Origin of the sequence: Planktothrix sp. FACHB-1355 (assembly GCF_014748295.1) — a bacterium.
In the GTDB taxonomy this organism is placed as follows: domain Bacteria; phylum Cyanobacteriota; class Cyanobacteriia; order Cyanobacteriales; family Aerosakkonemataceae; genus Aerosakkonema; species Aerosakkonema funiforme_A.
On the sequence record NZ_JACJUP010001015.1, the window covers coordinates 1 to 2628 of the forward strand.

The window sequence follows — 2628 nt, forward strand, 5'->3', positions numbered from 1 at the left end:
CAACGTTTTCTACCAGTACTAAATCGAATTCGGAAGGGTTGTATTCGTGGGCTAAACGATGAATTCCGCCTGACACCATTTTGGAATCCAAATGGCAGGAACGACCTGTGTTGATGGCAATCACGGGAACGTTGTATTTCCGCAGGCGATCGGCATCTAATTCGGTGGTCATATCGCCTTCAATTACGGCGATTTTGTACTCGTTGGTGAGGACTGCTAGGGTTTTTTCTAGCAATGCAGTTTTGCCCGCGCCGGGACTGCTCATCACGTTGAAACAGGTGATTCCCCATTCATCAAAATGTTCGCGGTTGTGGTCTGCTCCGGCTTGATTGGCATGGAGCAAGTTAATTCCTAAAGCGGCGTCAAAGGTTTGGTGCATAAGTTTCCGCAGAATCAGAACTATATTCAATGCGATCGATCTTCAGTTCTCGGCCCGATCGAATATCTTCCATTGGCGAGTGGCAAGTCGGACAAGCGTACTGAATGCCAATTTCTGGCCGATATTCTTGTTGGCAGTGATGGCAAAACGCAATTAATGGCGTTTCCTGAATGACTAGCTTCGCTCCTTCTAAAAAGGTGTTGCGGGTCTGGACTTCAAAGGCGAATTGCAAACTCACAGGTTCGACGCAGGTGAACTGACCGACTGTGAGATGAACGTGGGAAATTTTCGGTTTTTCCGGTTGTTCTAACCACCAATTCCGCACAGTTACTATTAATGCCTTTGTCATGTCAGTTTCGTGCATGGATTTCTCCTGAGAAAAAGGGGAGAGGGAGAGGGAGGAAGGAGAAGAATAGGCTGCTTGCAAAATCTGAATTCCCGCTCTTTTTACCGCAGATGAAAGCAGATAAACGCAGATAAACGCAGATGAAGAATATGCAAGAGGTCTACTGTTCCCTGTTCTCTTCTGCTTTCAGTTTTTAAGTCCAGGCTACGAGTTCGGGTTGCGATTCTGGGAAAATGTAAGCGGGTTTTTGTTTGCGCGGTAGTTGACCGGATATGACTAAATGTGCCATCGTGTCGCAAATGACGCGAGTTGCCATCAACGAAGTCATATCGCTGATGTCATAAGGTGGAGAAACTTCTACCACTTCTAAGCCGCAAATTGGTGCTTTTTGCACTATTTTGCCGAGTAAAGATAGCGCTTCGCGGGGTAATAAACCACCCGGTTCTGGCCAACCGGTGCCGGGGACAAATCCGGCATCGATGCAGTCAATATCGAAGCTGATATATACGCAGTCGGTGCCATCGAGTGCGCGTTCTAAGGCAAAATCAACGGCTGCATCAATTCCTTTTTCTACGATGTCGGTAACGGTGAGAATGTTAGTAGAACGTTCTCGACAAACTTTCACGCCTTGACGGGGAACTTGCCAACCGCCAATTCCCAGCTGTACGAGGTTTTTGGCTGGGGCGTTTTTCATGTTGGTGGCGTGAAACCAAGGACAGGTGTGCATCCGTTCGTCGAGGTCGGTTTCTTGGGTGTCGGCGTGGCGATCGAAGTGAATAATACCAACTTTTTTATCTCCCAAATGGCGGCAAATGCCTCGTACTGTTGGGAAGCCGATCGAATGGTCGCCGCCTAAAATAATCGGAAATGCGCCGGAACTAAAAATGTGGGCAACGCCTTTAGAAATTTGGTCGAATGATTTTTCGTTGTTCGCGGGAATGGTGAAGATATCGCCCACATCGCAAAGGGTGATTTGTTCGCGCAAATCAACTCCCAATTCAAAGTTGTAGGGAGTGTACAATGCAGAAATGCGCCGAATCCCCTGCGGACCGAAGCGAGTTCCCGGACGATAGGTAGTTCCGGAGTCGTGGGGAACGCCGACAATCGCCACATCGTATTCGCCCACTCTACGCACATCTTCTACATAAGGCGCTTTCATGAAGGTGTTGATGCCTGCGTAGTGGGGGAGTTCGCCGCGAGAGAAGGTGGGAATGGTGCGATCGCGAATACTTTCTGCTGCTTCTAATCCATATTCCAGACCTTTTGACACTTCCTGCTGCCAGCCTGTCAACGGCAATCTCGCTTCCAGTTCCAAAGCGCGTTGCGCTTCGCTGGGAGTATGGCCGTTATTTGAGTCTGGACTTTGAAACAAAGGATTTTCAGTCATTTGAACACTCTGGAGATTTACAAAACAACATTCTGCTGTTGATTCACTTGCTTGTCTCCTGAGTTCCAAAGCAGAAAGCCCAGGAGAACAAGTTTAGTCGATCGCGACTTATACGTTTCTCCCGGGCTTTTCTCCCGCCGTGTGGCTAGCTAATCCTTATAAATATAAATATTCTACAGGAGCCAGCTGCTTCTCTCGGACCAGCATTTGGAGTGTCGCCAGTGTCGCTCTATCCAAACCGGAACCCTAGAAGCTATCAAATTCTTCACCTCTCTGACTCTGCGATTTACCTCAAAACACTTCCAGCTTTGACGCTAAATACTACAAAGGGTAGAAAGATTGAATTTTATTGATAAGTTATTCTTTGTCTTACCTGCTTAACTTAGCAATCAGTTAAGCTACAAAATGTATCTTAAGTTACAAAAAGTTAGTAAATTACTCTGTTTTGTCTTTTAATGATCGAAGCACCCTTACCCGATAATGAAGCCGAGAGAATCGAAGCGCTTAAGCAATATA

The 2628-nt window shown here is 47.0% G+C and carries 3 protein-coding genes and 1 riboswitch; all 3 genes read right to left on the minus strand.

All coding sequences use genetic code 11. From position 1 onward, the window contains the following. Positions 1-379 (minus strand): hydrogenase nickel incorporation protein HypB (hypB, locus tag H6S82_RS28320; RefSeq protein ID WP_191057113.1); only part of this gene is annotated, 379 nt, incomplete at its 3' end. Further along, positions 363-743 carry a hydrogenase maturation nickel metallochaperone HypA gene (gene hypA / locus H6S82_RS28325; RefSeq protein ID WP_190461872.1) on the minus strand — a complete coding sequence of 127 codons (381 nt, stop codon included), beginning with the start codon at positions 741-743 and terminating at the stop codon, positions 363-365. The genes hypA and hypB, both read right to left, overlap by 17 nt. Positions 744-918: 175 nt before the next feature. Further along, entirely contained in the window at positions 919-2112 is a 1194-nt protein-coding gene (locus tag H6S82_RS28330; protein WP_190461874.1) for an agmatinase family protein, read from the minus strand. Between the two features lie 116 nt (positions 2113-2228). Further along, a riboswitch (guanidine-I (ykkC/yxkD leader) is annotated at positions 2229-2373 on the minus strand. Between the last annotated feature and the right edge of the window lie 255 nt (positions 2374-2628).